The following is a 26556-nucleotide window of genomic DNA, read 5'->3' as shown; positions in this document are numbered from 1 at the left end:
AGGCCGGCTACCCGTCGTCGCCTTGGTAGGCCATCACCCCACCAACAAGCTGATAGGCCGCGAGCCCATCCCAGGCCGAAAAAACTTTCCACACCCCACGATGCCGTGAAGAATGAATATCCGGTATTAGCCCCCGTTTCCGAGGGTTATCCCAAAGCCTAGGGCAGGTTACTCACGTGTTACTCACCCGTTCGCCGCTCGAGTACCCCGAAGGGCCTTTCCGCTCGACTTGCATGTGTTAAGCACGCCGCCAGCGTTCGTCCTGAGCCAGGATCAAACTCTCCAACAAAATCTGTGGAAAACCTGTCCTAGCAACAAACAATCGTTTGTCACCAAAGGAATCTCCGACCACGCCATAAAGACGCGGCACGGGGTCAATCAATTGGCACTGGCTTAACAAGCACCCTGTTGAGTTCTCAAACAACCAACACACACCGCAGACCTTGACTGTTGTCAGTCCCGATCTCCCGGGGCGTTTCTTACCGCTCTAGCCTAGCATATCCGCTTTGCGGTGTCAAGTCCGGCTCGCCGTACTTTGTCCCGTTTTACGGACACACAACGACTCTTCCGGTAACCCGGTCGAGTGTCGTATGGTTTCGGCAGGACGTCCGCTGCGGCTCGTTTGAGCGACCCGCTTGCCTCGTCCGTGTCCCTGCCGGGGGTAAAGCTTACCCGCTTCGCGTCCCGCATCCAAATCGACGAAGTCGATTGGATGCTGTCCGCCACACGGGCACGACCTTCAGCCGGTCACCCGGTCTCTGGCCGTTCGAGCTTCCGGCAGGCCGTCCGACGCGTCTTGCGCGCCGCCCGTTTCCCTGCCGGTCATCTACGTTACCCGGCTTCCCGATCTCCACCAAATCGATCACTCGCTCAGTGGTGGTCCTGGTGCCCTGTCGCGCAGAGCGCCACCGGACAGATGCCCCGTGGCGCTCGCAAAAGCTACGTGGATCGCTGCGACTGAGTCAAATCGAGGTCAGTCCGAGCCGAGCTCGACACCGGCGAACGTCCGCTTTCCCTTACGCAGCACCAGAAGCCCGCCGGCGAGGGCCCGCTCCGCGGGGACGATCTCCTCCGCGTCGCTCACCCGCTCGTTGTTCACGTACGCACCGCCTTCGGCAACCGTCCGGCGTGCCTCGTTGCGGCTGCTGACCAGCCTGGCAGCGATGAACAGATCCGCCACCGAGCTGCCTGGCGCCACCCGTACCAACCCTGCCTCCGACAACGCGGCCCGCAGTGTCGACGCGGAGAGCGTCGCGAGCTCCCCACGGCCGAACAGCGCCTGCGAAGCGCCGATCACCTGCTCGGTCTCGTGCGCACCGTGCACGATCCGGGTGATCTCCTCGGCGAGCCGCCGCTGCCCGAGCCGGGCGGCGGGGCGGTCGGCCGTCTCCTTCTCCAGGGCCTCGATCTCCTCCCTGGTCAGGAACGTCAGCTTGCGCAGCAGCCCGCCGACCAGGTCGTCCTCGAGGTTCACGAAGTACTGGTACAGCGCGTAAGGCGACGTCATCGACGGATCCATCCACAGGCTTCCGCCGCCGGTGGACTTGCCGAGCTTGTCCCCCGCGCTGTTGACCAGCAGCGGCGTCGCCAGCAGGTGCACCGATTCGCCGGTCACCCTGCGGATGAGATCCGTGCCCGCCGTCAGGTTGCCCCACTGGTCGCTGCCGCCCGTCTGCAGGCGGCACCCGTGCCGGCGGAACAACTCCAGGAAGTCCATGCCCTGCAGGATCTGGTAGCTGAACTCGGTGTAGCTGATACCCGCATCGGAGTTGAGCCGGGCACTCACGGCGTCCTTGGTCAGCATCTTGTTGACCCGGAAGTACTTGCCGATGTCACGCAGGAAGTCGATCGCGGACATGGGCGCGGTCCAGTCGAGGTTGTTGACCATCTGCGCCGCGTTGTCGCCGGTGAAGTCGAGGAACGGCTCGATCTGCCCGCGGATCCGCTCCACCCACTCCGCGACCGTGTCCGCCGAGTTGAGCTGGCGCTCCGCGGTCGGGCGCGGGTCGCCGATCAGGCCCGTCGCCCCGCCGACCAGCGCCAGGGGTCGATGCCCCGCGAGCTGGAGCCGGCGGACGGTCTGGATCTGCAGGAAGTTGCCGATGTGCAGACTCGGCGCGGTGGGGTCGAACCCGCAGTAGTACGTCAGCGGGCCCTTCGCCATCTCGGCGCGCAATTCGTCGAGGTCCGTCGAAAGCGCGATCAGGCCACGCCACTGCAGATCATCAAGCACATCGGTCACGCCGCGATTCTCGCACCCGCCTCCTGCCGCGGCCCACCGACTTGTCTGCGTCCGCGGCGTCGGTACCGCCGAAGCCCGGCCGACGGGAAATGTCGGTGGGGGCCGCTAGGGTTGGTGGCATGGCGGTTGTGAAGATCAACGCGATCGAGGTCCCTGAAGGTGCCGGCCCTGAGCTGGAGCGACGGTTCGGCGCGCGGCACGGTGCCGTGGAGGGGTCGAAGGGGTTCCTGGGCTTCGAGCTGCTGCGCCCCGTGGCCGGCGAGACCCGCTACTTCGTCTACACGCGGTGGGAGACCGAGGAGGACTTCCAGGCGTGGGTGAAGGGACCCGCGATGGAGGCGCACTCGGGTGAGCGGGCCAAGCCGGTCGCGTCCGGGTCCAGCCTGCTGGAGTTCGAGGTCGTGCAGAGCGCCGACCCGGCACCCGCCGAGGGCTGAGGCGTGGAGCGCTTCGTCCTGTTCCCCGGCCGCCATCACCTGCTGACCAGGTTCCAGGCGGACTACCTGCGCGGGCTCGCCGGTGACGGCGGGCGGACGGTCGTGTGGGCGGTGACGAGCGCCAACCATCAGAACACCAAACGCAACCCCGTCGGCTATGACCGGCGGCAGGCGGCGATCGAGCGGTTCAGCGTCCAGGAGGGGCTGCGGTCCCTGGTGGTGCCCGTGTTCGACACCGCGCACACCGACCGGTTCGCCGACGTCACCCTCAAGAGTGTCGAGTCGGTGCTCGGCCGCACGCTGACCCCGCACGACACGGTGGTGGCGTGCTCGACGCCCGAGGTCGCGGCGATGTATGCCGAGCTCGGGTTCGCGATCGCCGGCGTCGAGGCCGAGCACGACCCGGCGCCGGACCGGCCGTGGGACGTGCTGCTGCGGCTCGCCGCGGGCGACCCGGCCTGGCGGGAGCTGGCGCACCCGGCGAGCCTCGACGTCTTCGACCGGTATCGGCTCGGCGAGCAGGTCGCCCAGGTCGTCAACGACCCGGTCGTCGGCGAGGAGGGCGGCCTCACCACCACCCGTGACTACCGCACCTATGCCGAGGCGTTCGAGGCCAGCGCCGAGCGCAAATGGGACCTCGTGCGCCGGCACGTGCGCCCGGGCAGGATCGTCGACGTCGGGTGCGGCGCCGGGGCGGTCCTCGCCCTCGCCGACCGGGAGCCGGCGCTGCGCGAGAGCGACCTGATCGGCGTCGAGGTCGCCAGGCACCTGTTCGAGGAGTGCGTGCACCGCAAGGCGCAGGGCTGGTTCACCAACCCCAACGTCTACTTCTACTGCCGCAATGTGCTGGGCGGCGCCGTGTTCGAGCCACGGTCGGTCGACACGACGCTGACGTTCGCGCTGACCCACGAGATCTGGTCCTATGGGCAGCGGATGGACTCGCTGCGCCGCTTCGCGCAGGCCATCTACGACCACACGGTCCCCGGCGGCGTCTGGATCAACTCCGACGTGTGCGGCCCCGACAACCGCGACCTGCGGGTGCGGCTCGCGCTGCAGGGCGCCCCCGCGGAAGCGCTCGCAGACCTCTCGGACATGTCCCGCGACGAGATCGCCGCGCACGTCGAGGGGCTGCCCACACGGGCGCGGCTGGAGCGGTTCGCCACCGACTTCCACTTCCCGCTGCCGTTCGACGCCCAGCCCGACGGCACCGTCGACATCGCCCTCGGCGACGCGATGGAGTTCCTCACCCACAAGGACTATCCGGACAACTGGCTGTCGGAGGCGCACGAGCAGTTCTGCGGCCTGGAGTTCGCCGACTGGAAGGCGCTGCTGACCGACATCGGCTTCGAGGTCGACGGCGCTTCACACTCCTGGCGCAACGACTGGATCGTCGATCACCGGCTCGCTCCGGTCGCCGCATTGTCGACCGTTGACGGGGCGCCGCTGCCGTGGCCCGACACGCACGTCCTGCTGGTGGCCCGCCGCCCGCTCAACACCTGACCCTGCCGCTCCCGCTGCTCCTGTTGTCCGCCGATCTCGTCGTCTGCCACCCAACCCCGATTGCCGTCTCGCCCTCGATTGCCGTCTCGAGCTCGATTGCCGTTCCGATTTCAGTGCCGTGGATTTCGGTGCCGGCCGGGGTTGACCGCCCTGCGCATCAGGAGTCCCGGCGGCCTGCGATCGGTGGGCTGTTCGGGTGGGTGATCCGGGGATTGCCGGGTATCGGCAGCCTGTTGTCCGCTCGGCCGTTCGCCTTGTTCGTCGGGCAGCCTGTCCGCCACGTTCGCGGTCCAGCCCGTCCAGCCCGTCCAGCCCGTCCAGCCCGTCCAGCCCGTCCAGCCCGTCCAGCCCGTCCAGCCCGTCCAGCCCGTCCAGCATCGGAGGTCTCATCCCGTGAAAGCGTTGCGGTATTCCGAGTACGGTCCGTCGAGCGTCCTGCACGTCGTCGACGTCGACGAGCCCCAGCCAGGGCCCGGACAGGTCAGGATCAGGGTGCGGGCGGTGGGGATCAACCCGTTCGACTGGAAGGTGCGCAGCGGGGCGTTCGGTGACACCACGCCGACCCGGCTCCCGGTGATCCCGCACGGTGACGTGTCAGGCGTCGTCGACGCGGTCGGTCCCGCCGGCACGGACGCGGGCGACCTGCCGCGGGTCGGTGACGAGGTGTTCGGGCTCGCGGCCGGTGGGGGCGCCGCCGAGTTCGCGGTGCTGAAGTTCTGGGTGGCGAAGCCCGAGGGGATGTCGTTCGAGGAGGCCGCCGGGCTGCCCGGGGTCGTCGAGGCGGCGGGGCGGGCGCTCGCGCTGCTCGGGGTCGAGAAGGGTCAGACGGTCGTCGTCAACGGCGCCGCCGGCGGGGTCGGCATCGCCGCGACGCAGCTGGCCATCGCCCGCGGCGCGACGGTCGTCGGCACCGCCAGCGAGCGCAACCATGAGTTTCTGCGGACGCTCGGCGCCGTCCCCGTCACGTACGGCGAAGGCATGGCCGACCGGATCCGCGCCGCCGCGCCGCAGGGCGTCGACGCCGCTCTCGACGCCGCGGGCCACGGCGCCGTCGCGGAGCTGGTCACGCTCACCTCGGCGCCCTCGGACGTGGTCAGCCTGGCCGACTTCGACGCCCCGAAGCTCGGCGCCCGGGTGACCGACGGTTCGGAGGGCCGCGCGTGGCACGCCCTGGAGGAGGCGGCCGACCTGTACCGGCAGGGCAGGTTCTCGATGCCGGTCGACCGGGTCTTCCCGCTGTCCGAGGCCGCCGCCGCCCACGACCTGAGCCAGTCCGGCCACGTCCGGGGCAAGGTCGTCCTGATCCCCTGACGAATCCGCAGACGAATCCCCTGCCGATCGCTCGGGACCGCACTACGGAACCGGGCACGTCGGAGACCGCGGTCATGGTGGTCGGACGGCCGCGCGGTGACGACGGGGTGCGGCGGCGCGACGGGCCCGAGCCCGTGGGCGGTCGCGGCGCCGGGGAGCGGCACACGGTCAGGCGCCGGGGAGCAGCACCCCGGCAAGGCGCCGGGGAGCAGCACGGTCAGGCGGCCGGGGAGCCGCACGGTCAGGCGACTGGGGGCCGCGCGGTCAGGTGCCGGGGAGGTCGACCGGGGACGGGTCGGGACGTTTGGGGAAGCGGTCGTCGCCGGAGGATTTGCCGCGCAGGTGGCGGCCGACCCACGGGAGCAGGTGACGGCGGCCCCAGGCGAGCTCGGCCCGGAGGACCTCGTGGCGGCGGCGCGGCGGGACCGACGGGAGGGGCAGCGTCCACGAGTCGTCGGTGCCGGGGAGGCCGGCTGCGTGGGCGAGGGCGGCGGCGATGCGTTCGTGGCCGGCGCTGTTGGCGTGCAGCCGGTCGTCGCTCCACAGGCGCGGGTCGGACGCCACCGGATGCGCGCCGAGGTCGAGCAGGATCGCGCCGCTGGCGGCGCACGCCGCGCGGATCGCGGCGTTGAGGGCGACGACCCTGCCGCGCAGCGGTTTGGCGATGGGCATCACGGGTGCCGGGTCCGGCAGCGTGAACGTGATGACGGTGGCGCCGCGGGTGACGAGGGCCTCCTGCATCGCCCGCAGGTCGTCGGCGACGGCGGCGACGTCGAACGAGCCGCGCAGGATGTCGTTCATGCCGGCGACGACGGTCGCGAGGTCGGGTGCGAGATCCACGGCCGGTTGGAGCTGCTCGGCGCGGATGCGGGCGGTGGTGCGGCCGCGGATCGCGAGGTTCGCGTATTCGAGCGGCTGGTCCGGCTGCGCGCGGGCGACGTGGGTGGCGAAGCGGTCGGCCCAGCCGCGGTAGCCACCGGCGCCGTCCGGGTCGTCCATGCCTTCAGTGGTGCTGTCGCCGATCGCGACGTACCGGTGGAACATCATGCGCTCCTGCGGGCGTGCTGGTTGTGCGGCGGACATCAGGCGGTCCTGCCCGCGTACTGCTCACGGGCGTCGAGGACCGCGGGGAGGTGTTCGGCGGCCCAGGCGCGGCAGGCGTCCATCGCGGGGAACAGGGTCCGGCCGAGAGGGGTCAGCGCGTACTCGACGCGGGGCGGGACCTCGTCGTAGGCGGTGCGGGTGACCATGCCGTCGCGTTCGAGGGCGCGGAGGGTCTCGGCGAGGACCTTCGCGGAGACGCGGTGCATGGGCACGCGCAGCTCGGTGAAGCGGCGTGGCCCGGCCTCCAGGCAGACGAGGACCATCCCGGCCCACTTGTCGCCGATCTGGAACGGCGTGGCGTTCGACGGGCACGCGGGGTCGAACAGGTCGCGCGGCAGTGGTTCGCTCACGCTGCCGAACGTAGCTCATGAGCCAGTTACGTTGCAGTTACCGGGGTCTCGGGTCCTACGGTCGCCGGCATGACCTCATTGGTGGTGTTCGGAGCGGGTGGACGGGCCGGTCGGCGGATCACGGCCGGGGCGCGGGAGCGGGGGCTGCGGGTGACACCGGTCGTGCGGGACCCCGGCAGGCACCCGGACGTCGACGGCGCGGTCGCCGGGGACGTGACGGACGCGGCGTCGGTCGCGGCCGTCGCCGCGGGGCACGACGTCGCGGTCAGCGCGGTGTACACGCCGGACGTCGACCCCGCGACGCTGTACGGGGACGGCACCCGCGCCCTGCTCGACGGGCTCGCCCGGGCCGGGGTCGGGCGGCTGCTGGTGGTGGGCCTCGCGACGACCCTCGACGGGCCGGACGGGGTGAAGTTGTACGAGGCGGCCGGCTTCCCCGACGCCTACCGGCCGTTCTCCCTCGGCCGGGCGGCCGAAGCGGCGGAACTGCGCCGGAGCGCCGTGGACTGGGTGCTGTTCACGCCGACGATGGAACTGGTCGACGAGCCCGGCACGGGGACCTACGAGCTGACCGGCGACGGCCGGCTCCCGGACGGGACGACGACGTATGAGGACCTGGCCGCGGCGATGCTGGACGAGGCGGTGTCCCCGGCACACCACCGCGTCCAGCTCGCCGTGAGAAGCGTGCAGAGGTGAAGGGTCAGGCGGCTTTCTGATAGGTGCGGAAGGTCCGGGTCGACAGCCACACCATGGCCGCGGCGAGGACGAGCAGGCCGCCGCCGGCGGCCAGGTCAGGTGTGTCGCGGCCCGCTTCGAGGGCCCAGTTGACCGGGTTGGCGGCGGCGACCGCCTGCATCCAGCCGGGCATCAGGTCCTTCGCGATGAACGCCGAGGACAGGAACGTCAGCGGCAGCAGCAGCAACGTGTTGAGGCCGATGAGGGTCTCGCGCTGCCGGGCGAGCATGCCGATCGTGTTGGAGAACGCGCTGAACACGGTGCCGAGCAGGACCGCCGCGGCGATCAGCGGGACGCCGGGGAAGCTCGCGCCGGCGGCCATCCCGAGCAGCACGATGATCAGCGACTGCACGGTGGTGCTGATGGCCTGCTCGACGACGGCGGCGTTGAGGATCGCGCCGCGGCTGACCGGGGTGATCAGGAACCGGTTCATGGTGCCGCGGTCGATCTCCTCGAGGACGCCCATGCCGGACCACATGTTGGCCGACACGGCGCTCATGACGACCACGCCCGGCACGAGATAGTCGAGGTAGCTGCCGGTGCCGAAGCCCGGCAGCTCCACGACCCGGCGGAACAGGTTGCCGAACAGGAACAGCCAGATCGCGGGCTGGATGAGCATGATGACCAGGAACGCGGGCTGCCGGACGAACACCTTCAACCGGCGGGCGGTCAGCCAGACGACGCCGCTCACGCCGCCACCTCGATGCGCTGGCCGGCGTGCTTGAGATACACGTCGTCGAGGGACGGGCGGGCGACGGTGACGCTGGCGACCGGCAGGCCCGCGGCGTCGAGGGCGGCGAGGACGCCGGGGACCGCGGCGGCTCCGTCGTCGGCGCGGGCGGACAGCCGCCGCCGCTCGACGGCGACGTCGCGCAGCCCCGGCATCGCCCGCACCACGCGCATCGCGTCGGAGGCGGACTCGGAGTGCCGCAGCTCCAGGTGCACGGCGTCGCCGCGGAGCTCGGCCTTGAGGGCGTCGGGGGTGCCCTCGGTGACGATCCTGCCGCCGGCGACGATCGCGACGCGGCCGGCGAGCCGGTCGGCCTCGTCGAGATAGTGGGTGGTGAGCAGGATCGCGAGGTCGGCGCCGGCGAGGCGGGCGATCTCCGTCCACAGCGACGCGCGGCCGGCCGGGTCGAGCCCGGTCGTCGGCTCGTCGAGGAAGAGCACGGCCGGGCGGTGCACGAGGCCGAGCGCGACGTCGAGGCGGCGCTGCATGCCGCCGGACCAGTCGCGGACGGGCCGGTGCTGGGCGTCGGCGACACCGAAGGTGTCGAGGAGCTCGTCGACACGGCGGCGCAGCGCCGGGCCGCGCATCCCGAACAGGTGGCCCTGCAGGGTCAGGTTGTCCCGGCCGGACGCGGCCGGGTCGAGGCCGGAGCGCTGCGAGACGACGCCGATGACGCGGCGGACGCGGCCGGGGTGGCGCAGCACGTCGTGGCCGCAGACGGTCGCGGTGCCCGAGTCGGGGCGGGTGAGCGTGGTGAGGATCTTGACGGTGGTCGACTTGCCGGCCCCGTTGGGCCCGAGGAGGCCGAGCACCTCGCCCGGCCGGACGGTGAGGGACAGCCGGTCGAGGGCGGTGACGCCCATGGGATACGTCTTGACGAGGTCGTGTGCCGTGACGGCAGCGGACATGGTGGTCTCCGGTTCCGTTGGTCCGGACCGGTCCCGAGGGAATTCGCTATCCTGGCGGTTGCACACACCTTCGCCGGGCTCGTTCCCGCGGGATCGGTCGAGGTCAGGCCCCGGGCCGGTGTTCCCGCACCGGACCGGGGCTTCGTGCGTCTCCCGGGGTCGCTGGACGCCTGGACGTCCAGGACCCGTCTCGCGGGTCGCTGAACGCGTCGATGTCCAGGGCCCCGGCTCACGGGTCGCTGAACGCCTCGATGTCCAGCTCCCCGGTGTCGTGGTAGTTGCGCCAGGCGGCCATGCCGGGCAGTGTCCCGGCCTTGAGCTCGGCGAGGAACCCGCGCAGCCAGTCGGCCTCCGCCTGCTCGACGGCGATCGAATACTCGATCTCGACGAGGAAGATCCTCGGCACGACGTCCTGGGTCCTGGCCAGGTCGGCGCGCTCCTCGGCGAGGTGCCGGTCGAGGACGGCGAGACGCCGCTCGACGAGGTCGATCACCTCGTCGGGCGGGAGGATGCCGAGGACCGACAGCGCCGTCCTGACCTTCGGGAACTCCCGCTCGGGGGTGCCGATGATCTCGCGCAGCCAGTCGAGGGCCTCGTCGTGGCCCGCCTGGGTCAGCTGATACACCGTGCGCTCGGGCCGGCGACCTTCCCGGGTCGTCTCCGCCGCTTCGATGAATCCGTGCTTCTCCAGGTTTTGCACGACGGTGTAGAGCGAACCCCACTGGATCTTGAGGTCGTGCTCCTTGCCGCGGCCGCGCAGCTCGGTGGCCATCTCATAGGGATGCATGGGCCGCTCGACCAGCATGGCGAGCAGCTGGAGGCCGAGCAGGTTGGCGACCTTGCGCCGCTTCGCCATGCTTCACCCCCGGGACTACTCGCCGCCGTTTACTCGTACACGAGCATACGCCGACGAGTGTCCGCCCACAACGCCGACAAACAGGCTCAGGAGTGTGCGAACGCCTCGAACCGCTCGACCACGCCGGTGAGGTCCTCGAGGACGGCGGAACCGTCGTCGGTCTCGACCTGCCAGTTGCGCTGCGCCGGCACGTACGTGACGCGGATCGACGAACCGTCGCCCCGCCACAGCACGGCGGAGCGGTTGTCGTCGTCGAGCCGGCCGAGGAACTCCCGGATGTCGTCACCGGTCGGATGGTGCGCGAGCGAGCCGTCCTCGGTCGACATCCGGGGCACCGGCACCTTGAGCAGGCGACGCGGCTGCCACAACGCGGCGGGCTGGTGCCGCCCCGGGCGCTGGAAGCACAGCAGCTCGCACTCGTCGGCCAGCTTGTGGACGAGGCTCAGCACCTCCTCGGGCGTGTCCGAGCGGAGGAGGAGCAGCACGTGCGTGTCCGCCACGACGACCGGGACGGCCCACCATCCGGCGTCGACCCCGGCGGTCACCTCACGGTGAAAACGCTCGATCCCCGGGTCCGCCACGGCCCATGCCGTGTCGCCGCGCCGCAGCGCCTCGAAGCGGTCGACGCCCTGCTCAACGGTGATCGGCCGGGCCTCGAACCAGACACCGACCTCGATCAGCTCTGCCATGGAAGACCACCGTACGGAACCGCCAGAAACCGGCGCAAGTCAGCCACGCACCGTGCCGGAACGCTCACCGCCGTTCTGCGTGATCAGCTCTGCCAACCCGGACGCGTCGAACGTGGCGAACGGCAGCACCCCGCCGCCGTCCAGGCCGATCTCCACGATGTCGAACGGCAGCAGGCCGACCCTTCCCCAGCCGGTCGCGCGGATGCCGGCGACGCACCGTACCGACGCGACATCCGACCAGTCGATCAGCACCGGCGCTCCCGTCGAGCGCCGGGCCTCCAGCAGCAGCCCGAGGGGCCTGCCGGCGAGCCGGACCGGCACGCCCGCCCCGAACCGGAACGCGGAGCCGACGCTCACCTCCCAGAACCCGACGACGCACTCCAGCGGCAGATGGCCGGACCATTCCGCGATCCCCCGCGCGTGTACGGCCCGCTCCCTGCGGCGGTCCGACCACTGCCGGGCCAGCACCGGCGCGGCCAGACCGGCGCACACCGCCGCGAACAGCGCGATCGCCTCCCACAACCCCGCCAGGAGCAGCGCCACCGGAACCGCCAGCACGAGAACGGCCCACCACGGACGCCCCCGGTCCCCCACCCCGCCATGGTGACGCACGCCGGACCCGGCCCGGCCTCGGTGAACGCTCCCGCCCCGGGCGCCTCACGCCAAATACCGCCCGGGTTTGTGCTCAGGCAGACGGACGCGTGAGGATGAACCATGCTTTCGACCCTGGTCACCCGGCCGGCGGCACGGCGGGCGAGGTTCGCGCTCGGCGCCGTGGTCACGGGCGTCACGCTGCTCGTCCTGGCCGGGTGCGGATCCGGGGACCCCAGCGCCGCGCAGACCGCCCAGCCCGCCCGGTCGGGCAGCGGCGCCGTGGACAGCCCCTCGGCGGGACCCTCCGCGTCCTCCGCGGCGGCCAGCCCGTCACCGTCGGGCGCGGCAACGGTCGCGGTGCCGGCCGGAGTGACGGCGGGGATCGTGATCTTCGACCGGCAGCAGGGGTCGTTCGTGGTCCAGCAGAAGGCGAGCTGGCGCTTCAGGTCGGCGTCGCTGGTCAAGCTGCTGATCGCGCTGGACTACTTCTGGAACAAGGGTCCGTCCTACACGGTCGCGGCGGCCGACCGGCCGAAACTCGACGTGATGCTGCAGAGCAGCGACGACAGCGCGGCGACGGGACTGTGGAAGGCCAACGGGCAGCGGGAGATCGTGACCCGGATGGCGCAGCGGCTCGGGCTGCAGGACACCGCCCCGCCGCCGGCCAACCAGCCGGGCTACTGGGGGTACACCGCCGTGAGCGCGGGCGACCTGGTGCGCGTCTACCAGTACATCCTCGACAAGGCACCGGCGCCGGTACGCGACTACATCATGGGCAACCTGCACGCGTCGACGAAGTGCGGCACCGACAGGTACGACCAGTCCTTCGGCATCCCGAGCACGTTCCGCAAGCCGTGGTCGGCGAAGCAGGGCTGGTCCGGTTTCGGCGACGACCCGGCCACGCCGTGCGCCGCTCCGGCCGCGTTCCAGGACGCCACGCCGGGCCGGTTCGTCGACGTCGCCGCGCCGAACGCATTGGACATGAGCGGTGAGGTACTGCACACGACGGGCACGGTCGGTGACAGCGACCGGTACATCGTCGCGGTGCTGACCGTGCATCCGAACGGCACCCAGTTCGCGAAGGCGGCGACGGCCCTGACCAAGCTGACCCGGTCGCTGCCCCTGCCGGCCGCGGTCAAAAATTCCTGAGCGACGTGTAGAGCGGCGCGCGACGGCTCCGACCTGTCTGTGCGAAGCACCCGACGACAAGGAGCGTTCCCGTGAAGTACCTGCTGCTGATCCACATGAACCCGGACGTCTGGGAGACCCTGACGCAGGCGGACGTCGACGAGGTGATGGCCGGGCACGACCGGTTCATCGCCACGATCACCGAATCGGGTGAGATGGTGAGCACGCACGCCCTGGCCCAGCCGAAGGAGAGCGCCGTGGTCCGGATCCGGGCCGGCGCCGAGACGGTCACCGACGGGCCGTACGTGGAGGCCAAGGAGTTCCTCGCCGGTTTCTACCTGGTGGAGTGCGAATCGAAGGAGCGGGCGGTGGAGCTCGCCGCCATGATCCCCGACGCGAAGTGGAACGCGATCGAGGTCCGCCCGATCGTGTTCAGCCAGTAGCCGCGTCGTCCACCGATCGTCACGGCGCTGATTCTTGTCGGTCGCCGCTCGTAGAATCGCCGCGTGGACAGCACCGTGGGGGTTGAGACGGCCGGGCCGGCGACCGAGGTTCTGCGCCGGGTGTTCGGTTATGACACGTTCCGGGGCAGCCAGCAGGAGATCATCGAGCACGTCATCGGCGGCGGCGACGCGCTCGTGCTGATGCCGACCGGCGGCGGCAAGTCGCTGTGCTATCAGATCCCGGCACTCGTCCGCGAGGGCACCGGGGTGGTGATCTCGCCGCTGATCGCGCTGATGCAGGACCAGGTCGACGCGCTGACGGCACTGGGTGTGCGGGCCGGGTTCGTCAACTCGACGCTCGACTTCGACAGCCGCCGGGCGGTCGAGGCCGCGTTCGTCGGCGGCGAGCTCGACCTGCTGTATCTCGCGCCCGAGGCACTCGCGTCCCCGCAGACGATGCGACTGCTGGAGCGGGGAAGGATCGGGCTGTTCGCGATCGACGAGGCGCACTGCGTGTCGCAGTGGGGCCACGACTTCCGGCCCGACTATCTCAACCTCTCGGTGCTGCACGAGCGGTGGCCCGACGTGCCGCGGATCGCGCTGACGGCGACCGCGACGACGGCCACCCACAAGGAGATCGCCACCCGGCTGGGGCTGGCCGAGGCGCGGCACTTCGTGTCGAGCTTCGACCGGCCCAACATCCAGTATCGGATCGTGCCGAAGGCGGAGCCGCGGCGGCAGCTGCTGGACCTGCTGCGCACCGAGCACCCCAACGACGCCGGCATCGTCTACTGCCTGTCCCGCGCCAGCGTGGAGAAGATCGCCGACTTCCTGAAGGACAACGGCATCGCGGCGCTGCCCTATCACGCGGGCCTCGACGCACGGACCCGCGCCGACAACCAGTCCCGGTTCCTGCGGGAGGACGGCCTGGTCATGGTCGCGACGATCGCGTTCGGGATGGGCATCGACAAGCCCGACGTGCGGTTCGTCGCGCACCTGGACCTGCCGAAGTCGGTGGAAGGCTATTACCAGGAGACGGGCCGCGCCGGCCGCGACGGCCTGCCGTCCAACGCGTGGCTGGCCTATGGCCTGCAGGACGTCGTCCAGCAGCGCAAGATGATCGACAGCTCGGAGGGCGACGCGGCGCACCGGCGCGGGCTGGGCCGGCACCTCGACGCGATGCTCGCGCTGTGCGAGACGGTCGAGTGCCGGCGGGTGCAGCTGCTGGCCTATTTCGGGCAGCAGAGCGGGCCGTGCGGCAACTGCGACACGTGCCTGAGCCCGCCCGAGTCATGGGACGGCACGGTGCCCGCGCAGAAGCTGCTGTCGACGGTGTTCCGGCTGCAGAAGGAGCGCAACCAGAAGTTCGGCGCCGGGCAGTGCATCGACATCCTGCTCGGCAAGAAGACCGACAAGGTCGTGCAGTGGCACCACGACGAGCTGACGGTGTTCGGGGTCGGCGCCGACCTGCGCGAGGCCGAGTGGCGGGCGGTGGTGCGGCAGCTGCTCGCGCAGGGCCTGCTCGCCGTCGAGGGTGACTACGGCACGCTGGTGCTCACCGACGACAGCGCTGAGGTGCTCGGCCGGCGCCGGCAGGTCATGCTGCGCCGGGAGCCGGAGCGGCCCGTGTCGGCGGCGAAGGTCGCCAAGCAGCGCGGCGCGGCCGCCGCGGCGGAGCTGCCGGCCAAGGCGGCGCCGCTGTTCGAGCGGCTGCGGGCGTGGCGTTCGGCGACGGCGAAGGAGCAGGGCGTCCCGGCGTATGTCATCTTCCACGACGCGACACTGCGGCAGATCGCCACGGAGGCGCCGGCGACGCTGGCGCAGCTGTCGACGGTCAGCGGTGTCGGGGAGAACAAGCTCGCCAAGTTCGGCCAGCAGGTCCTCGACGCCCTCAACGATCCGGACCCGTCGTGATCGGCGCCGCCGCCCGCACCTCCCCGCCGGCGACGGCCGGCCTCCTGGGGGGACGTGCGTCCGGTGGACCGGCGGGCGGCTCGTCGGGCGGGGCGGGTGGGGGCTCTATGCGCGTGTGATGCCACCAGGGTCGGATGTGGGACCTGCGGCCGCCGGGAGACCGCGGGGCGGACTGTTCCGCCGACCTGCGGTGCGCCGGGCGCGACGCACGAGGTCCGGCACGCACGCAGACCGGCGAGCATGCGGACCGACCGGCATGGGGACCGGCGGACCGGCGTACGGCTCACCGCGCGGACTGGAGATGGCTCGATACGCGCGTGACACCACCGGCCAGCCATGGAACCACGCCCGCCCGGGAGACCGCCGGGAGGAGGGTCCGCTGGCCTGCGGTCCGCCGGGCACGACGCACGCAGACCAGCGCGCATGCCGACGAGCGGACGGCTTACCGCGCGGACCGGAGATGGCTCGATACGCGCGTGACACCACCGGCCAGCCATGGGACCTGCGTCCGCCCGGAGCCGGAGGAACGTTCCGCCCGCTTTCGGCCCACCGCGGCGCAGCGCCGGCGCACGAGGTCCGGCACGCACGAGGCACGGCACGCATGAGGCACAGCGCGCGGACCACCAGGTGGTTCACCGTGCCGGCCCGGCGGTGGCGTGATGCGCGCGACGCCACCCGGCCAGACACGGAACCTCGGCCTGTGCGGGAGACCGCCGGGAAAGGCGCTTCCGCCGGCCGCGACGCCCATGCGCACGAGAGGCCAGCACGCGCACCCGCCCGGCGCGCACGAGATCCAGCATGCACGAGGCCTGCCCCCGCCCGGCACCGCACGGCCCGGCACCCGCACACGGTCCAGCCCGAGCACGGTCCGGCACCCTCACGATCCGGCACCCGCACGGCCCGGCACCCGCACACGGTCCAGCCCGAGCACGGTCCAGCATTCGCACGGTCCGGCACCCTCACGATCCAGCGCCCTCACGGCCCTGCACCCGCACGGCCCTGCACGCGCGCAGTCCAGCACCCACGCAGTCCAGTGCGCGCGGCACAGCACGCGTGCGCGGGCCGGTGGTGGGTGTCAGCCGGTGCCCACAGGGCGGGGGCGGCGTTCGGGCAGGGTGGGCACGACCGAGCCGTCGACGAAGATGCCGTGCCACAGGCAGAACGTCAGCAGGATCCACAGCTTCCGGGCGTTGTCGGCCTCGCCGCGTTCGTGCTCCTGCAGCATTTCGTGCGCGTAGTCGAGGTCGATCAGGTGGCCGGTACCCGACGTGGACAGCACGTGGTGGGCCCATTCCGCGAGTTCCGTGCGCAGCCACCGCCGGGCCGGTGTCGGGAAGCCGAGCTTCGGCCGGTCGGTGATGAAGTCCGGCACGATGCCCGTGAGGGCGCGGCGCAGGGCGTACTTGGTGGTCCGGCTGCGGGCCGGGACCTTCAGCCGGTCGGGCAGCCGGGACATGACCTCGAACACGCCCTTGTCCAGGAAGGGCACGCGCAGTTCCAGCGAGTGTGCCATCGACATCCGGTCTGCCTTGGTGAGGATGTCGCCGGGCAGCCAGGTGTTGACGTCGATGTGCTGCATGGTGGTGACGTCGTCGAGGGACGCCGCCTCGGCGTAGAGGGCCGCGGTCACGTGCTGGTGGTCGACCCCCGTTTCGCCGCCCAGGAGGATCCGTGCCTTCTCCTCGTTGCCGAGGACCCGGGCGTTGCCGAAGTACCGGGTCTCGATCGGTGTCGTGGCCCGTTGCAGGTAGCTCTTGCCCTTGACCCCGTCGGGGAACGCCCGGGCCAGGGCGCGCAGGCCGCGCTGGAGCGGTTCGCCGAGGCGGCGCACCGGGGCGAGGGAGCGCGGCTCCCGGTAGATGGTGTAGCCGCCGGCGAGCTCGTCGGCGCCCTCGCCCGACAGGACCACGGTGACGTGTTCGGCGGCCGTCTGCGCCAGGAAGTACAGCGGGACGATCGACGGGTCGGCGACCGGGTCGCCGAGGTGCCAGATGATGCGTGGCAGCGCCGCCATCACCTGTTCCGGTTTGACGATGGTGGGCACGAGGTCGACGCCGAGGTGACGGGCCGAGCGTTCGGCGACGTCGAGCTCGGAGTAGGCGGTGGCGGTGTCGAAGCCGGCGGTGAAGGCGTGCAGGCGGGGATGGACCTCGGCGGCGAGCGCGACGATGGCGGTCGAGTCGATCCCGCTGGACAGGAACGCGCCGACCGGGACGTCCGCACGCAGGTGGCAGCGCACGCTCTCGCGCAGCGCGGCCCGCAGCTCGTCCACAATGGACTGTTCGTCGGCCGCCGGGTCCGGGCGGAACTTGGGCCTGGAGTGCCGCCGGATCACCGGCGGGTAGCCGAACGCGCGGGTGAGCAGGCCACCGCTGGGCAGCCGCGCGATGTGCCGGTGCAGGGTGTACGGCTCGGGCACGTACTGCATCGTCAGGTAGAGCGACAGCGCGGTCTGGTCGAGGTCCCCGCCGGCGACCCCCAGCAGCGGCGCCTTCTCGCTGGACAGCCACAGCCCTTCGGGGGTCGGCAGGTAGTACAGCGGTTTGATCCCGAACTGGTCCCGCGCCGCGTGCACCGTCTCGGTGGCCTCGTCCCAGAGGGCGAACGCGAACATGCCGCGGAACCGGCCGAGGGCAGCGTCGCCCCAGTAGTGGTAGGCGGCGGCGACCACCTCGCTGTCGCCGTCGGTGGCGAACTCGGCGCCGTGCTCGCGGATCAGCTCCTCGCGCAGCGCCTCGAAGTTGTAGATCTCGCCGTTGAAGACCAGCGTCCACCGGCCGGCGTCCGGCCCGCTCGGCGGGTACCGCAGCGGCTGCCGGCTGCCGTTCACGTCGATGATGGCGAGCCGTTTGAAACCGGCCGCCACGCATTGTCCTGCCCGTTCCAGGGCCATGTCGTCGGGGCCGCGGTGGTCGAGCAACTCGAGTTGCCGTTCCACCTGTCCAAGGGTCTCTGGGGAGATGGCGAAGTCCCCCACGTACATCAGGAAGCCGCACATGGCGTCGTTTCCCTTCGGTCGCCTCGCGTGGCAGCGGTGTCGGGTCGCGGGCCGCTCTGTCGGCGGTCGCCGGTGAGCCGTCGCCGGTGGGCTCTGCGCCGGTACCGGCTGAGCCCCCGCTCGAACGGCCACAGTGCGCCGCGCGATCCAGCCGAACAGAGCCCGCCGGGCTCGGGCACCCGATTGCCCGGGCGTCATCCGATCCCTCCCCACCAGGGGATCACCGGCCTCCGGGCGGGTGAACCCCGCCCGGGGGTGACGATCCGGGCGGCGGGGCGGCCCCGCCGTTTGCCCCGGCACCCCCCGGGTAGCGGCGCGCCGGTCACATCGGTCCACTTCGGATCGGCGGCAAGCGAACCGACCGTTGTCTCATGGGGAGAAGCCAATGCGCCTCGTCCGCACCCGAAGCCGGCCCGCGCACAGCGCCGGCACCCGACGTGCGGCGGCCGAGGTGCCGGGGCGCCCGGCGCGCTTCCTCAGGGGGCTCGTCCGCCTCGTGCTGTGCGGCGTCATCTCGGGTCTGGTCGTGGCCGCCGGGGTGCTCCCGTTCGCGTTCATCGGCGGCTCCGCGGTCAACGCCGGCGGCGACATCTGGGAGAACCTCCCGGCGGACCTGGCGCTGCCACCGCCGCCGCAGGCCACCTACGTCTACGCCAACGACGGCAAGACGCTCATCACCACGTTCTACGACGAGAACCGCAAGGACGTGCCGCTGGACCAGATCGCGCCGGTGCTCCAGCAGGCCGTCGTCGCGGCCGAGGACACCCGCTTCTACCTGCACCGCGGCGTCGACGGCAAAAGCGTCCTGCGGGCGCTGGTCTCCAACGGCCGGGGCGGCGCCCAGCAGGGCGCCTCGACGCTGACGATGCAGTACGTCCGCAACGTGCTGAAGAACGACCCGAGCCTGTCGCCGCGGCAGCGGGTCGACGCGGTCGCCGACACGCCCGCCCGCAAGATCCGCGAGATGCGCTACGCGACGAAGCTGGAGCAGCACCTGAGCAAGCAGGACATCCTGCAGGGGTACCTGAACATCGCCTACTTCGGGGCCGGCGCCTACGGCGTCTACGCCGCCAGCCAGACGTACTTCGGCAAGTCGGCGCTGGAACTGACGCTGCCCGAGGCGGCGCTGCTCGCCGGGCTGCTGCAGTCACCGGACGGCGACAACCCGATCAGCGGCGACCGCGACGCGGCCCTGCGGCGCCGTGCGTACACGCTCGACGCGATGACGAAGATGGGGTCGATCAGCGCCGCGGACGCCGCCGCGGCGCAGGCCCAGGAGCTGAAGATCAATGAGCGGGACCTGCCGAACAACTGCGTGTCCGTCCCGCAGGCGCACAACGACTGGGGCTTCTTCTGCGACTACTTCCGCCAGTGGTGGGGCAGCCAGCCGGAGTTCGGCGCCACCCGCGCCGACCGCGACGAGGCGCTGCGCACCGGCGGCTACACGGTGGTCACCTCGCTCGACCCGGGAATCCAGGCGATCGCGCTCAGCCAGTCGCTGAGCGTCTACGGCTACGGCAGCGCCCGGTCGATGCCGCTGGCCGTCGTCACCCCCGGCAGCGGCCGGGTCCTCGCGATGGCCGTCAACCGCAACTACAGCCTGAGTCCCAACCCGCCCCAGCATCCGCTGTACCCGAACACCGTCAACCAGATCGTCGCGGGCGGTGGCGGCGTCGCCGGGTACCAGGCGGGTTCGACGTTCAAGATGTTCACCATGCTCGCCGCGCTCGACGCGGGCATGCCGTTGAGCACCACGTTCAACTCACCGAGCCGGATAGCGACCGTGTGGCCGGCCAGCGGCCCGGGCAGCTGCGGGGGCAAGTGGTGCCCGGGGAACGAGTCGCCGAGCTGGATGGACGGGAACCGGACGATGTGGAACGGCTTCGGCCGCTCGGTCAACACCTACTTCGTCTGGCTCGAACAGCAGATCGGCGCGCGCCGCGCGGTCGAGATGGCGCAGCGGCTCGGGATCACGTTCCGCTCCGCCGAGGACGCGGCGATGGCGGCCAAGGCGGACCAGTGGGGAGCGTTCACCCTCGGCGTCGCGTCGACCACACCGCTCGACCTCGCCAACGCCTACGCGTCGATCGCCGCCGGGGGCCTGTACTGCCAGCCGCTGCCGGTGCTGTCGATCACCGACACCAACGGCAAAGCGGTCGACGCCGCCACCCCGAAGTGCCGGCAGGCGGTCAGCGCCGACGTGGCCGCCGCCGCGACCGACGCGGCACGGTGCCCGGTCAGCCGGGCGTCGGCGTACGGCAAGTGCGACGGCGGCACGGCCGAGAACGTGTCCGGCATCCTCGCCGGCCGCCCGGTCGCGGGCAAGACCGGCAGCTCCGAGTACAACTCGACCGAGACGTTCGTCGGCTTCACCCCGCAGATCGCGGCGGCCGGCATCGCGGTCAACGTGGACAACCCGAACGACCACGTGGGCAGCGGCGTCGCCGGCTCGGTCAACGCCGCCGTCGCGCAGACCATCGCGGGCGCGCTGCGCGGCCAACCGGCCCAGGCGTTCCGGCCACCCAGCCGCGTCCGGGCCCTGGGCCGGTGACCGCCAAACGCCGGTGACCGCGAACCGCCGGCGGCCGCAGAACGCCGCGAGCCGCCGGCGGCAGCGTCAGGCGGAGTAGCCGCGCAGAGCGGTCCAGTGCGCGAGCTTGGCCGTCGTCAGCGTGTAGTACCCGACGCCCAGGGCGTCCGCGGGGTCGGCGATCTTCACCGTCGTGCCGCCGTTGGTGTACCCCACGACCGTGAGGTAGTGGCCGCCCGGGTATGAGTGCGAGCCGCCCTTGTCGTCCACGGTGGAACCGGCGATGTTGGCGACCACGGCGTAGCCGCTGGAGATCGCGTGGACGACGTCCGCCTGCAGCTGGTCGATCTCCGCCTGGGTGGCCGACTGACCGGTGATGAAGTGCGACTTGTAGAAGGAGCTCTTCGTGTACTCGTTGAGCGAGCGGGTGGTGTCGTCGGCGGAGTTCGTGCCGTTGACGGTCGTGCGCAGGCTCTGGGCGACCTCGGACTGGGACGGGTACATCTCCCGTGCTGTCAGCGCGATCCGGGTCGCCGCCGGGCCGCAGAAGTAGTAGTTCTCCTGCCAGGCGAACCGGTACGCGAGCTCCTTCGCCGCCGGGGCGGCGGGTGCGGCCGGGGCGGTGGTGCCGGGCGCGGCGGGCGGGGCGGCCGTGGACGGCGCCGCACCGGCGGGGGCCTTCGTGGGGTTGGCCGCGGCGTCGGGCGCCGCCTGCGTCCGCTGCCGTTCACGCGCGGCCGGGGCGGCGCCGGACCCGGACGGATCCGCGGAGGTCAGCGACTGCGCGTCGGCCACCGGTGCGGGGTCCGAGGCGTGCACGGCCACGCCGACGCCCACCGTCAGTGCGAGGACCGCCGCGGCGACCGCGATCGGCAGCGCGCGGGAGCGCGACGGGACGGGAGTGTGGTGCCTGGGTTTGTACAGGTAGCTCACGGGTACCTCGACAGACATGCTGGATGACGGCTGCTGTTGCCACGCCGGCCGCGGGCCGGTGCGGTGGGGGTCGGGGGTTACCGGGCCGGGCCGCGGGTCGAGGTGCCGCGACACGGGTGATGCCGGGTCAATGGCCGCACGGAGTGCTCCTTCCGGTGCCGCCTACCGGGTTAGCTGACGGGTTCGGGCGGGAAGATCGCCCTACCTCGGGGCTCGGGCCCCGCGGATTCACCCCGGTGGTGCTTGGTTCCCCGGCTCGCGTGGACGCGACTCAGCGGATCCGCCGCGGTGTCATCCGAGGTGGGTGACGGCTGCCGGGCGGATGCGAGGACCATATCCGGGCCGCCGGAGGACACGGGACCGGCCACGCTGCTCGGCTACCGGGCGTGACGACGGTGTGGCGGACGGCCCTGCTGCACGCCGCGGGCGCACGGGCCGCCCGGCGGTGGGATGCGTCGTGCCCAGGTGCACCTCGCCGACCGTCCCGGCGGCTGCGTGCGGCCCGCCCGGTGTCCGGTCGGCCGCTGCGCACACCCGGCTCCACCTGCGGATCCGGCCCCCCTAGGCTCGCCGGATGCTCCCGGGCGCCGACGAAGAACAGCAGCTCAGCGACGTGCAGGCACATGGTCCCCGCCACCTGCGCCACTCCCGCCGAGGACGGCACGCGACCCGCTTCCGGCTGCGCGCACCCGCCGCGGCCGGGATCCCCCTCCGGCTGCGCGCACCCGCCGTAGCCGGGATCCCCCTCCGGCTGCGCGCACCCGTCGCGGCCGGGATCCGCCGGTACGCCGTGGTCGCCGTCGCGGTCGTGGCGGTCGGCCTGTCCACGACGCTGTCGTCGTCGGCCGGACCCGTCGCCGCGCCGGCGGACAGTGCGGCGCTCGCCGCCGACGCCGGACGCACGGCGGGCGACGCTCCCGCCTCACGCGGCCGCGCCAGGAAACCCGCCGACGCCGCGGGCAACGGCACGCCACCGGCGGCGAAGGCCGCCCCGACCCCGACGAAGGCCGGATCCGCCCCGGCCCCGACCACGAGCACCGGGCCACCGGCATCGCCGTCGCCGACCGTCCACGCGCCCGTCGGCGGGCTGACCCAGGCCGAGATGAACAACGCCGTCGCGATCGTCGAAGTCGCCCGGGAGCTGAGCCTGCCGCGCCGCGCGGCCGTCGTGGGGATCGCCACCGCACTGCAGGAGAGCCACCTGCGGAACCTCGCGAACCCGAACGTGCCGCAGTCGCTGCAGCGCCCCAACGAGGGCGTCGGGTACGACTACGACTCGGTCGGCCTCTTCCAGCAGCGGCCGAGCTGGGGTTCGGTCGACCAGCTGATGGACCCGCGCGAGTCCGCACGCAGGTTCTACGCGGCGCTGGCGAAGGTCCCGGGCTGGGAGCAGCAGGCCGTCACCATCGCGGCGCAGCTGGTGCAGCGCTCGGCCTTCCCGGACGCCTACGCGAAGTGGGAAGGGCTCGCCCAGCAGATCGTGGACGCCGTCATGCGGTAATGCCGCCGCGCGGCCCCGGATCCTTCGCGTTGTCACTCGTTTACCGCCCCGGCCTCGCCCGGGTGCGCACGACGATGCCCCCATGTCCATGCACAGGCAGAACACATGAGGGGGCCCAGCCGGACCGCAACAGCACTGGTCGCGCTCGCGGTGGGAGCGCAGTTGGGCCTGTCGGCGTGTCACAGTTCGGCGAAGAAGCCCACGGCGACGAAGTCGACCGCTCCCCCGCCGCCGGTGGTCGGGCTTGCCCTGACCCCCGCGGGGGGCACGTCGGAAGTGGCGGTCAGCACCGAGATCGGCACGAAGGTCAACGACGGGAAGATCACCGAGGTCGTGCTGACCGACGCGGCCGGCCAGCGGGTCGCCGGTGAGTTCCGGGACGACGGATCGTCCTGGGTGCCCGCCGCCGCCTTGCGCTACGGCACGGCCTACACCGCGAAGGTCACCGCCGTCGGCACCGACAACAGGCCGGTGACCCGGGAGACGGCCTTCACCACGGCGGCGAAGCCCACCGGCCCGGTCGTCGCGTCCGACCTGATGCTGACCAACGGCGGGACCTACGGCGTCGGCATGCCGATCGTCGTGCAGTTCGGCTCCGACGTGCCGCAGGAGTCGCGCGCGGCCGTGCAGCAGCGTCTCTTCGTGAAGAGCGACCCGCCGCAGGCCGGTGCGTGGCACTGGTTCGGCGGCCGGCAGGTGATGTACCGGCCGGAGCAGTACTGGCAGCCGGGCACGAAGATCACCGCACGGAAGGCGCTCAACGGCGTGCGGATCGGCACCGGCCACGCCGACGACGACTTCGCGGCGACGGTCACGATCGGCCGGAAGCTGACCATCGACATCGACAACGCGACGAAGCAGATGAGCGTCTACCAGAACGACGCGCTCGTGCGGACCATGCCGGTGAGCCTCGGCAAGCCGTCCACGCCGACGTCGAGCGGCACCACCGTGGTCATGTCGCGGGAGGCCTCGACGGTGTTCCGCACCCCCGAGTACACCGTCGCGGTGCAGTACGCCATGCGGCTGACGTGGGGCGGCCAGTACATCCACGCCGCGCCGTGGTCGGTCGGCGACCAGGGCAAGCGCAACGTCTCCCACGGCTGCACCAACGTCTCCACCGCAGACGCGCGGTGGATATACGAGCAGACCCTCGTCGGCGACCCGGTCACCACCCGCAACACCGGGGTGCCGCTGGACCCCGGCGACGGCTGGACCGCATGGGACCTGTCCTGGGCCGACTACAAGGCCTGACGCGTCCGACCCGGCGGATCAACGCAGCGAACCGATCCAGGAGTTCGATCAAGAGAGGAAGGTCCATGGAAGTCGTCCGTGCCCCGAGCCGAGGCCGGCAGGCCCCACGAGAATGCTATTCCGGCGTCGTGTGGATCGACCGGGACGTCACCGGTCTGGAGCCGTCCCGCCTGCGGACGTTCCAGGCGCAGTTCAGTCCCGGCACGCGGACGGCCTGGCACCGTTGCCCGTACGGGCAGATCCTGACCGTCCTGCACGGGGTGGGCCGGGTGCAGCGCCGGGGCGGCCCGATCCACGAGGTGCGCGCCGGGGACACCGTCGTCGTCGCGGCCGGCGAGTGGCACTGGCACGGCGCCGCGCCGAACACGTTCATGGCGGTGGTGTCGGCGCACGAGACCGGCGCGGACGGCACCGGCACGGAATGGGGCGGGCACGTGACCGACGCCGAGTACCGGCTGCCACCGCTCACCGCGACGATCCACCGGCCGGACGCGGACCGGGTCCCGCAGCGCGAGGCGTGCTGGTAGCGGTTTCCCGGTCAGGCCGGCGAGCCCGGTCCCACGGTCGTCACGGCCGCGGGGTCCGGGCTCTGGACATGCTCGGCACACGCACGTAACACTGTCGACATGATTTCTGCACGAAGTGTGCTGAAAGACGTGTGAGCTGTGGACACCCGGCAGATCAGGTACTTCCTCGCCGTGGTGGAGCACGGCGGGTTCGGCAGGGCGGCGACCGCGCTCAGCGTCGCCCAGCCGACCATGTCGCAGTCGGTGAAGGCCCTGGAGCGCGACCTCGGCACGGCCCTGTTCCACCGGGCGTCGCACGGGGTGACGCTGTCCGCGGCCGGGCGGGCGTTCCTCGGACCGGCCCGGATGCTGATCCGCGACGTCGCCATGGCCGGCGAGGCCGTCGGCGGGCGGCCCGAGCACGACAGCCTGGAGATCGTGGCGTCGGCGCCGCTCGGGGCGCATCCGGGTGCCGCGCTCGTCGGCGGGTTCCTGCGGGCGCATCCGGGCGTGTCGGTCAACCTGGACCGGGACACCGACGAGGCGCTGCTGGCCAGGGTCCGCGACGGGGTCAGCGAGCTCGGCCTGGTCCACCTGCCGGCGGCCCGGCAGGGGCTGTGCGAGGTGGAGCTCGGCGCGCACGACCTCGTGCTCGTGTTCCCGCCGCCGCACACGGCCCGCCCCGCCACCCGCGTCCCGTCCCCCGCCGCCACCGCGGAGGCGGTCCGGGCGGCGGACCTCGCGGGGCTGGAGCTGATCGGGGTGCCGCGGGGCAGCGCGTCGCGGCTGCTGGTCGAGTCGGCGCTGCGGGCGGCCGGGGTGAGGACCAGGGTCGTGGTCGAGAGCGGGCAGCGGGACCTGATCACCGACCTGGTCGTCGCGGGGGTCGGGGCCGCGTTCATGCCTGACGCCGCCGCGGGTGCGGTGGCGGCCCGGGGGGCGGTGATCAGGCGGGTCGCGCCGGCGCTGCGGCTGCCGTACGGGATCGTGCACCGCCCCGGGGAGCTGTCCGCGACCGCCCGGTCGTTCCTGAGACAGGCACGCGAGAACGGCCAGGCACGCGAGAACGGCCGCGCGCGGGAAGACGGCCACGCGTTGCGGGAGGGGTGACGGCGGAGGCATGGACCTGCGCAGGCTCGCGTACTTCGTCGCCGTCGTCGAGCACGGCAGCGTCACCGCGGCGGCCGCCGCGCTGCACGTGGCGCAGCCGTCGCTGTCCCAGTCGATCCGGGCGCTCGAACGGGACATGTCGGTGGAGCTGTTCGACCGCCGGCAGCGGCCCCTCGCGCTGACCGCGGCCGGCAAGGCCCTGCTCGACCCGGCCAGGAAGGTCCTCGCCGACCTCGCCGACGCCCGGGCCGCCGTCGGCTGCGTGGTGGGGCTCGCCGCGGGGTGGCTCGACGTCGCCGTCCTCGACCCCCTCGCCGTGGACGTGGCGCCGGCGATCGCGGCGTTCCGGCGGCGGTACCCGGGGGTGCCGGTGCGCGTCCACGGACCCCGCGACGAGGACGACCTCGTCCGGCACGTGGTCGACGGGCGGTGCGAGCTCGGCGTCACCTACCTGCCGGTCGATCATCCGGCGGTCCGCGTCGAGCCGCTCGGCCGGCAGGAGCGGTTCCTCGTCGCCGGCCGGGACGTGCGGACCAGGCACAGCGAGGCGGTCGTGCCGCTGCTGGAGGCGGGCGCCGCGGCGGTCGTCGCCGGCGGCTACGCACGCCGGGCCGAGGCGGCCGGCGCCGTGCTGCGCAGGTCCGACCCGCCGGTGTGGGTGGAGGTCGGGGTCGTCAGCCAGCCCCAGCACCTGTCGCCGGCGGCGCGGCGGCTCGAGACGATGCTGACCACCTATGGGGTCGATGACTTTACGTCTTTGCATTCTCGATGATCGCGCACTGTTAT

The 26556-nt window shown here is 72.0% G+C and carries 23 protein-coding genes, 1 rRNA gene and 1 riboswitch; of the genes, 13 read left to right on the top strand and 11 right to left on the bottom strand.

Annotated elements, in window-relative coordinates; genetic code table 11:
• A 16S ribosomal RNA gene (locus ACZ6TV_RS33695) occupies positions 1-289 on the bottom strand; the annotation flags it as partial.
• A gap of 684 nt (positions 290-973) precedes the next feature.
• Positions 974-2242, bottom strand: a complete 1269-nt coding sequence (gene tyrS, locus ACZ6TV_RS33690; RefSeq protein WP_465301549.1) for a tyrosine--tRNA ligase — start codon at positions 2240-2242, stop codon at positions 974-976.
• 119 nt (positions 2243-2361) lie between these two features.
• Here tyrS and ACZ6TV_RS33685 point away from each other — a divergent pair, with 119 nt between their 5' ends.
• From ACZ6TV_RS33685 to ACZ6TV_RS33675, 3 genes are all read left to right on the top strand, one after another.
• Positions 2362-2679, top strand: coding sequence for an antibiotic biosynthesis monooxygenase family protein (locus tag ACZ6TV_RS33685; RefSeq protein ID WP_465301547.1), 318 nt, complete (start codon positions 2362-2364; stop codon positions 2677-2679).
• Between the two features lie 3 nt (positions 2680-2682).
• A complete protein-coding gene (locus tag ACZ6TV_RS33680; protein ID WP_465301545.1) occupies positions 2683-4179 on the top strand; it encodes a class I SAM-dependent methyltransferase in 1497 nt (498 codons plus the stop codon).
• Between the two features lie 393 nt (positions 4180-4572).
• The gene (locus ACZ6TV_RS33675) at positions 4573-5490 is read left to right on the top strand and encodes an NADP-dependent oxidoreductase (protein WP_465301543.1); all 918 of its coding nucleotides are present in this window, start codon (positions 4573-4575) and stop codon (positions 5488-5490) included.
• A 264-nt stretch (positions 5491-5754) separates the two neighbouring features.
• On the opposite strand, the gene ACZ6TV_RS33670 is transcribed toward ACZ6TV_RS33675, so the two are convergent.
• On the bottom strand, positions 5755-6573 hold the full coding sequence (locus ACZ6TV_RS33670) for an SGNH/GDSL hydrolase family protein (RefSeq protein WP_465301541.1): 819 nt from the start codon (positions 6571-6573) through the stop codon (positions 5755-5757).
• Positions 6573-6944: a winged helix-turn-helix transcriptional regulator gene (locus tag ACZ6TV_RS33665; RefSeq protein ID WP_465301539.1), complete on the bottom strand. Its 372-nt coding sequence runs from the start codon at positions 6942-6944 to the stop codon at positions 6573-6575. Before ACZ6TV_RS33665 ends, ACZ6TV_RS33670 begins: the two co-directional genes overlap by 1 nt.
• A 69-nt stretch (positions 6945-7013) precedes the next feature.
• Between ACZ6TV_RS33665 and ACZ6TV_RS33660 the strand changes: the two genes are divergently transcribed.
• Positions 7014-7640: an NAD(P)-dependent oxidoreductase gene (locus ACZ6TV_RS33660; RefSeq protein WP_465301535.1), complete on the top strand. Its 627-nt coding sequence runs from the start codon at positions 7014-7016 to the stop codon at positions 7638-7640.
• A 4-nt stretch (positions 7641-7644) separates the two neighbouring features.
• Here ACZ6TV_RS33660 and ACZ6TV_RS33655 read toward each other — a convergent pair whose 3' ends face one another.
• The 5 genes from ACZ6TV_RS33655 to ACZ6TV_RS33635 all read right to left on the bottom strand — a co-directional run bounded on the left by ACZ6TV_RS33655 (position 7645) and on the right by ACZ6TV_RS33635 (position 11420).
• The gene (locus ACZ6TV_RS33655) at positions 7645-8370 is read right to left on the bottom strand and encodes an ABC transporter permease (protein ID WP_465301533.1); all 726 of its coding nucleotides are present in this window, start codon (positions 8368-8370) and stop codon (positions 7645-7647) included.
• Positions 8367-9317 (bottom strand): ABC transporter ATP-binding protein, encoded by a 951-nt coding sequence (locus tag ACZ6TV_RS33650; protein WP_465301531.1) that lies wholly within the window; start codon positions 9315-9317, stop codon positions 8367-8369. Before ACZ6TV_RS33650 ends, ACZ6TV_RS33655 begins: the two co-directional genes overlap by 4 nt.
• 229 nt (positions 9318-9546) lie before the next feature.
• Complete coding sequence (locus ACZ6TV_RS33645) at positions 9547-10173, bottom strand: PadR family transcriptional regulator (RefSeq protein WP_465301529.1); 627 nt, start codon at positions 10171-10173, stop codon at positions 9547-9549.
• Between the two features lie 86 nt (positions 10174-10259).
• Positions 10260-10862: a hypothetical protein gene (locus tag ACZ6TV_RS33640; protein WP_465301527.1), complete on the bottom strand. Its 603-nt coding sequence runs from the start codon at positions 10860-10862 to the stop codon at positions 10260-10262.
• Positions 10863-10901: 39 nt separating this feature from the next.
• Positions 10902-11420 (bottom strand): hypothetical protein, encoded by a 519-nt coding sequence (locus tag ACZ6TV_RS33635; RefSeq protein WP_465301525.1) that lies wholly within the window; start codon positions 11418-11420, stop codon positions 10902-10904.
• A 156-nt stretch (positions 11421-11576) separates the two neighbouring features.
• Here ACZ6TV_RS33635 and ACZ6TV_RS33630 point away from each other — a divergent pair, with 156 nt between their 5' ends.
• From ACZ6TV_RS33630 to recQ, 3 genes are all read left to right on the top strand, one after another.
• Positions 11577-12605 carry a hypothetical protein gene (locus tag ACZ6TV_RS33630; protein ID WP_465301523.1) on the top strand — a complete coding sequence of 343 codons (1029 nt, stop codon included), beginning with the start codon at positions 11577-11579 and terminating at the stop codon, positions 12603-12605.
• Between the two features lie 71 nt (positions 12606-12676).
• Entirely contained in the window at positions 12677-13027 is a 351-nt protein-coding gene (locus ACZ6TV_RS33625; RefSeq protein ID WP_465301521.1) for a YciI family protein, read from the top strand.
• A gap of 75 nt (positions 13028-13102) precedes the next feature.
• Positions 13103-14941 carry a DNA helicase RecQ gene (gene recQ, locus ACZ6TV_RS33620; RefSeq protein WP_465301588.1) on the top strand — a complete coding sequence of 613 codons (1839 nt, stop codon included), beginning with the start codon at positions 13103-13105 and terminating at the stop codon, positions 14939-14941.
• Positions 14942-16016: 1075 nt separating this feature from the next.
• On the opposite strand, the gene asnB is transcribed toward recQ, so the two are convergent.
• Positions 16017-17924, bottom strand: a complete 1908-nt coding sequence (asnB, locus tag ACZ6TV_RS33615; RefSeq protein ID WP_465301586.1) for an asparagine synthase (glutamine-hydrolyzing) — start codon at positions 17922-17924, stop codon at positions 16017-16019.
• Between the two features lie 400 nt (positions 17925-18324).
• On the opposite strand from asnB, the gene ACZ6TV_RS33610 reads away from it, so the two are divergent.
• Positions 18325-20490 (top strand): transglycosylase domain-containing protein, encoded by a 2166-nt coding sequence (locus ACZ6TV_RS33610; RefSeq protein ID WP_465301519.1) that lies wholly within the window; start codon positions 18325-18327, stop codon positions 20488-20490.
• A 66-nt stretch (positions 20491-20556) separates the two neighbouring features.
• Here ACZ6TV_RS33610 and ACZ6TV_RS33605 read toward each other — a convergent pair whose 3' ends face one another.
• Positions 20557-21402 carry a C39 family peptidase gene (locus ACZ6TV_RS33605; protein ID WP_465301517.1) on the bottom strand — a complete coding sequence of 282 codons (846 nt, stop codon included), beginning with the start codon at positions 21400-21402 and terminating at the stop codon, positions 20557-20559.
• 144 nt (positions 21403-21546) lie between these two features.
• A riboswitch (cyclic di-AMP (ydaO/yuaA leader) is annotated at positions 21547-21689 on the bottom strand.
• 287 nt (positions 21690-21976) lie between these two features.
• Between ACZ6TV_RS33605 and ACZ6TV_RS33600 the strand changes: the two genes are divergently transcribed.
• The 5 genes from ACZ6TV_RS33600 (at position 21977) to ACZ6TV_RS33580 (ending at position 26542) form a co-directional block, all read left to right on the top strand.
• A complete protein-coding gene (locus ACZ6TV_RS33600; RefSeq protein ID WP_465301515.1) occupies positions 21977-22903 on the top strand; it encodes a peptidase M23 in 927 nt (308 codons plus the stop codon).
• A 105-nt stretch (positions 22904-23008) separates the two neighbouring features.
• Positions 23009-24154, top strand: a complete 1146-nt coding sequence (locus tag ACZ6TV_RS33595; protein WP_465301513.1) for a L,D-transpeptidase — start codon at positions 23009-23011, stop codon at positions 24152-24154.
• Between the two features lie 128 nt (positions 24155-24282).
• Positions 24283-24681, top strand: a complete 399-nt coding sequence (locus tag ACZ6TV_RS33590; RefSeq protein WP_465301511.1) for a cupin domain-containing protein — start codon at positions 24283-24285, stop codon at positions 24679-24681.
• A gap of 138 nt (positions 24682-24819) precedes the next feature.
• The gene (locus ACZ6TV_RS33585; RefSeq protein WP_465301509.1) at positions 24820-25770 is read left to right on the top strand and encodes a LysR family transcriptional regulator; all 951 of its coding nucleotides are present in this window, start codon (positions 24820-24822) and stop codon (positions 25768-25770) included.
• 10 nt (positions 25771-25780) lie between these two features.
• Positions 25781-26542: a LysR family transcriptional regulator gene (locus ACZ6TV_RS33580; RefSeq protein ID WP_465301507.1), complete on the top strand. Its 762-nt coding sequence runs from the start codon at positions 25781-25783 to the stop codon at positions 26540-26542.
• The last annotated feature ends 14 nt before the right edge of the window (positions 26543-26556 follow it).

It is taken from the genome of Dactylosporangium sp. NPDC051087, from assembly GCF_055586325.1.
Note: the sequence above shows the minus strand (reverse complement) of the source record. Positions and strands in the feature narration are given on the sequence as shown.

Coding starts and splice junctions, on each gene's coding strand:
- ACZ6TV_RS33595 (WP_465301513.1), top strand. CDS start 23,009: ATGAGGGGGCCCAGCCGGACCGCAACAGCACTGGTCGCGCTCGCGGTG.
- ACZ6TV_RS33650 (WP_465301531.1), bottom strand. CDS start 9,317: ATGTCCGCTGCCGTCACGGCACACGACCTCGTCAAGACGTATCCCATG.
- ACZ6TV_RS33660 (WP_465301535.1), top strand. CDS start 7,014: ATGACCTCATTGGTGGTGTTCGGAGCGGGTGGACGGGCCGGTCGGCGG.
- ACZ6TV_RS33640 (WP_465301527.1), bottom strand. CDS start 10,862: ATGGCAGAGCTGATCGAGGTCGGTGTCTGGTTCGAGGCCCGGCCGATC.
- ACZ6TV_RS33600 (WP_465301515.1), top strand. CDS start 21,977: ATGCTCCCGGGCGCCGACGAAGAACAGCAGCTCAGCGACGTGCAGGCA.
- ACZ6TV_RS33630 (WP_465301523.1), top strand. CDS start 11,577: ATGCTTTCGACCCTGGTCACCCGGCCGGCGGCACGGCGGGCGAGGTTC.
- asnB (WP_465301586.1), bottom strand. CDS start 17,924: ATGTACGTGGGGGACTTCGCCATCTCCCCAGAGACCCTTGGACAGGTG.
- ACZ6TV_RS33580 (WP_465301507.1), top strand. CDS start 25,781: ATGGACCTGCGCAGGCTCGCGTACTTCGTCGCCGTCGTCGAGCACGGC.
- ACZ6TV_RS33610 (WP_465301519.1), top strand. CDS start 18,325: ATGCGCCTCGTCCGCACCCGAAGCCGGCCCGCGCACAGCGCCGGCACC.
- ACZ6TV_RS33645 (WP_465301529.1), bottom strand. CDS start 10,173: ATGGCGAAGCGGCGCAAGGTCGCCAACCTGCTCGGCCTCCAGCTGCTC.
- ACZ6TV_RS33685 (WP_465301547.1), top strand. CDS start 2,362: ATGGCGGTTGTGAAGATCAACGCGATCGAGGTCCCTGAAGGTGCCGGC.
- ACZ6TV_RS33670 (WP_465301541.1), bottom strand. CDS start 6,573: ATGTCCGCCGCACAACCAGCACGCCCGCAGGAGCGCATGATGTTCCAC.